Source organism: Citrobacter sp. wls826 (assembly GCF_005281245.1).
In the GTDB taxonomy this organism is placed as follows: Bacteria; Pseudomonadota; Gammaproteobacteria; order Enterobacterales; family Enterobacteriaceae; genus Citrobacter; species Citrobacter braakii.
In genome coordinates this window covers 305,465-311,736 of record NZ_SZWS01000053.1, presented here as the reverse complement: position 1 = coordinate 311,736, position 6,272 = coordinate 305,465, and the positions used below count along the sequence as shown (strand labels likewise).

The window sequence follows — 6,272 nt, the reverse complement described above, 5'->3', positions numbered from 1 at the left end:
CACGGTGCAACTGCGCGGTTAATAAATTTTTGGGAGGCGCAACGCCTCCCCTTTTTTGACGTATTTGTAGGTCTTTTATTTGTAGGCCTGATAAGCGTAGCGCCATCCGGCCTACGGTTACGATTTCTTTTTATTGTTTGTACTTCAAGGATAATCAACACATGTTCACAGACACTATTAATAAGTGTGCGGCTAACGCTGCGCGCATCGCACGCCTCTCGGCTAATAACCCGCTCGGATTCTGGATCAGTTCGGCAATGGCAGGAGCCTATGTGGGTCTCGGCATCATTCTTATTTTCACCCTCGGTAATCTGCTCGACCCGTCCGTACGTCCTCTGGTAATGGGTGCAACCTTTGGTATTGCCTTAACGCTGGTTATTATCGCCGGTTCTGAACTGTTCACCGGACACACGATGTTCCTGACGCTTGGCGTTAAAGCGGGCACCATCAGTCACGGTCAGATGTGGGCAATCCTGCCAAAAACCTGGCTGGGTAACCTGGTCGGATCCGTGTTTGTCGCTCTGCTTTACAGTTGGGGCGGCGGTAGCCTGCTGCCGGTCGATACCAGCATCGTCCATTCGGTGGCGTTGGCGAAAACGACCGCGCCAGCAACGGTCCTGTTCTTTAAAGGCGCGCTGTGTAACTGGTTGGTTTGTCTGGCAATCTGGATGGCAATTCGTACCGAGGGCGCAGCAAAATTCCTCGCTATCTGGTGGTGTCTACTGGCGTTTATCGCTTCCGGTTACGAGCACTCGGTTGCCAACATGACGCTGTTTGCCCTCTCCTGGTTCGGCCACCACAGCGAAGCCTATACCCTGTCAGGAATTGGTCATAACCTGTTGTGGGTGACACTCGGTAATACTTTGTCCGGTGTCGTATTCATGGGATTGGGTTATTGGTATGCTACGCCAAAATCGGAGCGTCCTGCTCCGGCAAAAATCAACCAGCCAGAGGCTACTGCCAATAATTAAGGGGTAATGTCGTGGATCATTTGCCTATATTTTGTCAACTACGTGACCGCGACTGCTTGATCGTCGGCGGTGGTGATGTCGCAGAACGCAAAGCGCGGTTACTGCTGGAAGCGGGCGCCCGTATAACGGTTAATGCGCTGGCGTTTATTCCGCAGTTCACCGTATGGGCAGATGAAGGCATGCTGACGCTGGTTGAGGGACCGTTCGACGAGTCCCTGCTCGACACCTGCTGGCTGGCTATTGCCGCCACCGATGACGATGCCGTCAACCAAAGCGTCAGCACCGCCGCAGAATCACGTCGTATTTTCTGCAACGTGGTCGATGCGCCAAAAGCAGCCAGTTTTATCATGCCCTCCATTATCGACCGCTCGCCGCTGATGGTGGCGGTCTCCTCCGGCGGTACATCGCCGGTGCTTGCCCGTCTGCTACGTGAAAGACTTGAATCTGTGCTGCCTCAGCATCTGGGCCAGGTCGCGCAATATGCAGGCAAGTTACGCGCCCGAGTGAAAGAACAGTTTGCCAGCATGGGTGAACGTCGCCGCTTCTGGGAAAAATTGTTCGTGAATGACCGCCTGGCGCAGTCGCTGGCGAACAGTGACCAGAAAGCCGTCGAGGAAACCACCGAGCAGTTGCTCAGTGAACCGTTGGACCATCGAGGCGAAGTAGTGCTGGTTGGCGCCGGTCCTGGCGATGCCGGGCTGCTGACGCTGAAAGGTCTACAGCAGATCCAGCAAGCGGATGTCGTGGTTTATGACCGTCTGGTATCCGACGACATCATGAACCTTGTACGCCGCGATGCCGACCGGGTGTTCGTCGGTAAACGCGCGGGCTACCACTGTGTACCGCAGGAAGAAATTAACCAGATCCTGCTGCGTGAAGCGCAACAGGGCAAACGCGTCGTGCGCCTGAAAGGTGGCGACCCGTTCATCTTTGGCCGTGGTGGCGAAGAGCTGGAAACCCTGTGTCATGCCGGTATTCCATTCTCCGTTGTGCCAGGTATTACCGCAGCATCCGGTTGTTCCGCCTATTCCGGCATTCCACTGACCCATCGAGATTACGCCCAGAGTGTACGTCTGGTCACCGGGCACCTGAAAACCGGCGGCGAGCTGGACTGGGAAAATCTGGCGGCAGAGAAACAGACGCTGGTGTTCTACATGGGCCTCAATCAGGCGGCTACTATCCAGGAAAAACTGATCGAATTTGGCATGCAACCCGATATGTCTGTCGCGCTGGTAGAAAACGGTACCTCCGTGAAGCAACGCGTTGTTAACGGGGTGCTTTCGCAACTCGGCGAACTGGCGCAGCAGGTTGAAAGCCCGGCGCTGATTATCGTCGGCCGCGTGGTTGGACTACGCGATAAGCTGAACTGGTTTTCGAACCATTAATTGAATGCTGAAAAATGCCCTGATATTGGACTGCCCCCATAAAGTTGGACAGTTCGTATTCAGGGCATTTATTTATCTTCCGATAGAAATAAATAACCGATATACGCTATATACTCGCCTCAGTAGCCCAACCGTTAATCATTAATTAAATATATCTTTAAAACATTTAAATTCATTGAAAGCATATTTTATATAAAACTTGTTATGTCCTAATCCGGACTACTTTAAGTTTATTTTAGTTGATATCTTAACCGCCGAGAAATGGATTTCATCCATTTAAAAATAGATATCTTACAAGGATTTTAACATGCTGAAATTTGCAAAAATCACTATCGTTGCTGGTGTTCTGGCTACGCTGACCGCGTGTACTGGTCATGTCGATAACAAAAAAGATAACTGCACCTACGATTACTTCCTGCATCCGGCAATTTCTATTTCTAAAATTATTGGTGGCTGTGGCCCGGCTGCAGATCTGTAACAGAAGCGATTGCGCAGATACAAAAAAACCGGGAAATCCCCGGTTTTTATATTTATAGGTTAAATGCTCATTCACACGTTACCGCACTTCTCGCCGAGCAGGTAGCGGGCCAGGGTTGTCAGTCCCTCCTCTCTCTTGATAAATATCCGACGCATTTTATATCTTCAGTAAATTGAATATTTATATCTTCATTAAAGTGATTGATATAAGGAAATATGCAAACGGCGAGGCGCTTCATATTTTTTGAGATTCACTAGCGAACAGGCGAAAAAAAACCGGGTAGAACCCGGTTTCTTCAGCAACGCAGAGCGCATTACGGCTTGGCGACAAAACCAATCGCTTCGTAAACCGCTTTCAGCGTAACAGACGCGCGTGCGCTGGCTTTTTCCGCGCCATCTTTCATCACCTGCTGCAGGAAAGCTTCATCGTTACGGAAACGGTGATAACGCTCCTGAAGCTCGGTCAGCATGCCGGAAACGGCCTCTGCGACTTCACCTTTCAGATGACCATACATCTTGCCTTCAAAGTGCTGTTCCAGCTCCGGAATGCTCTGGCCGGTAACGGCAGAGAGGATATCCAGCAGGTTGGAAACACCCGCTTTATTCTGCACGTCGTAGCGTACAACAGGCGGCTCTTCGGAATCGGTCATCGCACGTTTGATTTTCTTAACCACGGATTTCGGATCTTCCAGCAGGCCGATCACATTGTTGCGGTTGTCATCCGACTTGGACATTTTCTTCGTCGGCTCCAGTAGCGACATCACGCGCGCACCGGATTTAGGAATGAACGGCTCAGGCACTTTGAAGATGTCGCCATACAGGGCGTTGAAGCGCTGGGCGATATCGCGGCTTAGTTCCAGATGCTGTTTCTGATCTTCGCCAACCGGTACCTGGTTGGTCTGATACAGCAGGATGTCTGCCGCCATCAGCACCGGATAATCAAACAGACCGGCGTTGATGTTCTCCGCATAGCGTGCGGATTTATCTTTGAACTGGGTCATACGGCTCAGCTCGCCGAAATAGGTGTAGCAGTTCAGCGCCCAACCTAACTGCGCGTGTTCCGGTACATGAGACTGGACGAAAATGGTGCTTTTTTCAGGATCGATACCGCATGCCAGATACAGCGCCAGCGTATCGAGCGTTGCTTTACGCAGCTGCTGAGCATCCTGACGAACGGTGATGGCATGTTGGTCAACGATGCAGTAGATGCAATGGTAGTCATCCTGCATGCTCACCCACTGACGCAGCGCACCCATATAGTTGCCAATGGTCAATTCACCTGAGGGCTGTGCGCCACTAAAAACGATGGGCTTAGTCATTTTTTGATTCCTGATTTTCGCTATGCGGAAGCCCGAGAACGGGCAGTAGTTCATTAATACGGTCGTAAATAACGTCGGGTTGACTCAGCGCGATCGACTCGCCGTAGTTGTAGCCATAAGTCAGACCAACGGACGGACAGCCAGCAGCTTTTGCCGCCTGAATATCATTACGTGAATCCCCTACGAAGAGCAATTGCTCAGGCTTGATGCCAAGCTTGCTTGCTACCAGCAGTAGCGGATCCGGATGCGGTTTTTTATTCTGCACGTCGTCACCACCGATGACCACGCTAAAGTATTTGGCGATATCTAACGCCTCAAGCAATGGCGCGACAAACGGGGTCGGTTTGTTGGTCACCAGACCCAGCGGCAATCCTTTCGCATGCATCGCGCCCAGCGTGTCGGCAACATCAGGGAACAGGAATGTCCCCTCTTCTGCGACATCGCCGTAGTATCTGTCGAACAGCTTACGCAAAATACGCACCTGTTCTTCAGCGGGGATATCATCATCAACGGGCAGTTTACCCATTGTCTTACGTAGTGTGGCGCGCTCCTGACGCGACCACGCCAGCGCGCGCTCCATCAGTACATCTGCACCGTTGCCAATCCAGGTGATAACGCGTTCTTCACCGGCAATCGGCAGTTCCAGCGCATACAGCGCCATATCCACCGCTGCGGTTAATCCCGGCGCGCTGTCGACCAGCGTACCGTCGAGGTCAAATGCAACGCCCCGAATATCCTGAAACTTATCCATGACTTACCTTCGCCAGTTCATTGCGCATTTCATCAATGACTTTTTTGTAGTCTGGTTGGTCGAAAATAGCAGAGCCTGCGACAAACATATCTGCACCCGCCGCCGCGATTTCACCAATGTTGTTCACCTTGACGCCGCCGTCCACTTCGAGGCGGATATCGTAGCCAGATTCATCAATACGACGACGCACTTCGCGCAGCTTATCCAGCGTTTGTGGGATAAAGGACTGCCCGCCAAAGCCTGGGTTAACGGACATCAGCAGGATCACATCGAGCTTATCCATGACGTAGTCCAGATAGCTCAGCGGTGTTGCCGGGTTAAACACCAGGCCCGCTTTACAGCCATGCTCTTTGATCAGCTGTAAAGTGCGATCGACGTGCTCGGAGGCTTCCGGGTGAAAAGTAATGATGCTCGCGCCGGCGGCGGCGAAGTCCGGGACAATACGATCGACCGGTTTCACCATCAGATGAACGTCAATCGGGGCAGTAATGCCATATTTACGCAGCGATTTCAGTACCATCGGGCCGATGGTCAGGTTCGGTACGTAGTGATTGTCCATGACATCGAAGTGTACGACATCGGCACCGGCAGTCAGCGCTCTCGCGGTGTCCTCACCCAGGCGGGCAAAATCAGCCGACAGAATTGAGGGGGCGATCAAATACTGTTTCATCCGCTTCTCCTTGAGAATTATTTCTTCGCAGGCGTTACAACTCCTGGTTTATACAGTGCCAGCAGTTCGTTCACCTTTTTACGCGTGCCGCCATTGCTGCTAATGCTGCGCCGCACTTTGACCTGAAAATGTTTCGCCGATCGGTACCATTCGCGGGTATCGGGCGTGTCATGGTTCGAAATTAACACCGGGATCTGCTTACTGACCAGTTTTTCTGCCATCTCGGCCAGATGCGCCTGCTCTTTTGGGCTAAAGCTGTTGGTATGATACGCGGTGAAATTTGCCGTCGCCGAAAGCGGTGCATAAGGCGGGTCACAATAGACCACAGAGTTGCTATCCGCACGGTCCATGCACTCTTCATAGGAGAGACAATGGAACTCCGCATTCTGCGCTTTTTCAGCAAAATGGTACAACTCGGCTTCCGGGAAGTAAGGTTTTTTATAACGACCAAACGGTACATTAAACTCGCCGCGCAGGTTATAACGGCACAATCCGTTGTAACCAAAGCGGTTCAGATACAAGAACAGCACTGCACGGCGGAACGGATCCTGACTGGCATTAAATTCTTCTCTGAACCGATAGTACACCTCAGCCTGATTAGTTTCAGGCATAAACAGCTCACGCGAAGCCTGCACATACTCATCGGTACGTGTCTTCACGATGTTATAGAGACTGATAAGGTCGCTGTTGATATCGGCA

At 51.7% G+C, this 6,272-nt stretch carries 7 protein-coding genes and 1 pseudogene; 3 read left to right on the top strand and 5 right to left on the bottom strand.

The features are described from left to right. Positions 1-161: 161 nt before the first annotated feature. From nirC to FDW87_RS13890, 3 genes are all read left to right on the top strand, one after another. A complete protein-coding gene (gene nirC, locus FDW87_RS13900) occupies positions 162-971 on the top strand; it encodes a nitrite transporter NirC (RefSeq protein WP_016157627.1) in 810 nt (269 codons plus the stop codon). Positions 972-982: 11 nt separating this feature from the next. Continuing rightward, positions 983-2,356 (top strand): siroheme synthase CysG, encoded by a 1,374-nt coding sequence (gene cysG / locus FDW87_RS13895; protein WP_016157628.1) that lies wholly within the window; start codon positions 983-985, stop codon positions 2,354-2,356. 307 nt (positions 2,357-2,663) lie between these two features. After that, complete coding sequence (locus tag FDW87_RS13890; protein WP_016154783.1) at positions 2,664-2,834, top strand: YhfL family protein; 171 nt, start codon at positions 2,664-2,666, stop codon at positions 2,832-2,834. A gap of 77 nt (positions 2,835-2,911) precedes the next feature. Here the strand turns inward: FDW87_RS13890 and FDW87_RS22630 are convergent. The 5 genes and pseudogenes from FDW87_RS22630 to FDW87_RS13865 form a co-directional block, all read right to left on the bottom strand. Next, positions 2,912-2,989: pseudogene (locus FDW87_RS22630) on the bottom strand (hypothetical protein); the annotation flags it as partial. Between the two features lie 158 nt (positions 2,990-3,147). Continuing rightward, complete coding sequence (trpS, locus tag FDW87_RS13880; protein WP_016154784.1) at positions 3,148-4,152, bottom strand: tryptophan--tRNA ligase; 1,005 nt, start codon at positions 4,150-4,152, stop codon at positions 3,148-3,150. Then, the gene (gene gph, locus FDW87_RS13875; RefSeq protein WP_016157629.1) at positions 4,145-4,903 is read right to left on the bottom strand and encodes a phosphoglycolate phosphatase; all 759 of its coding nucleotides are present in this window, start codon (positions 4,901-4,903) and stop codon (positions 4,145-4,147) included. Before gph ends, trpS begins: the two co-directional genes overlap by 8 nt. Then, complete coding sequence (rpe, locus tag FDW87_RS13870) at positions 4,896-5,573, bottom strand: ribulose-phosphate 3-epimerase (RefSeq protein WP_003023561.1); 678 nt, start codon at positions 5,571-5,573, stop codon at positions 4,896-4,898. Before rpe ends, gph begins: the two co-directional genes overlap by 8 nt. 17 nt (positions 5,574-5,590) lie before the next feature. After that, positions 5,591-6,272 (bottom strand): Dam family site-specific DNA-(adenine-N6)-methyltransferase (locus FDW87_RS13865; protein WP_252363176.1); only part of this gene is annotated, 682 nt, incomplete at its 5' end.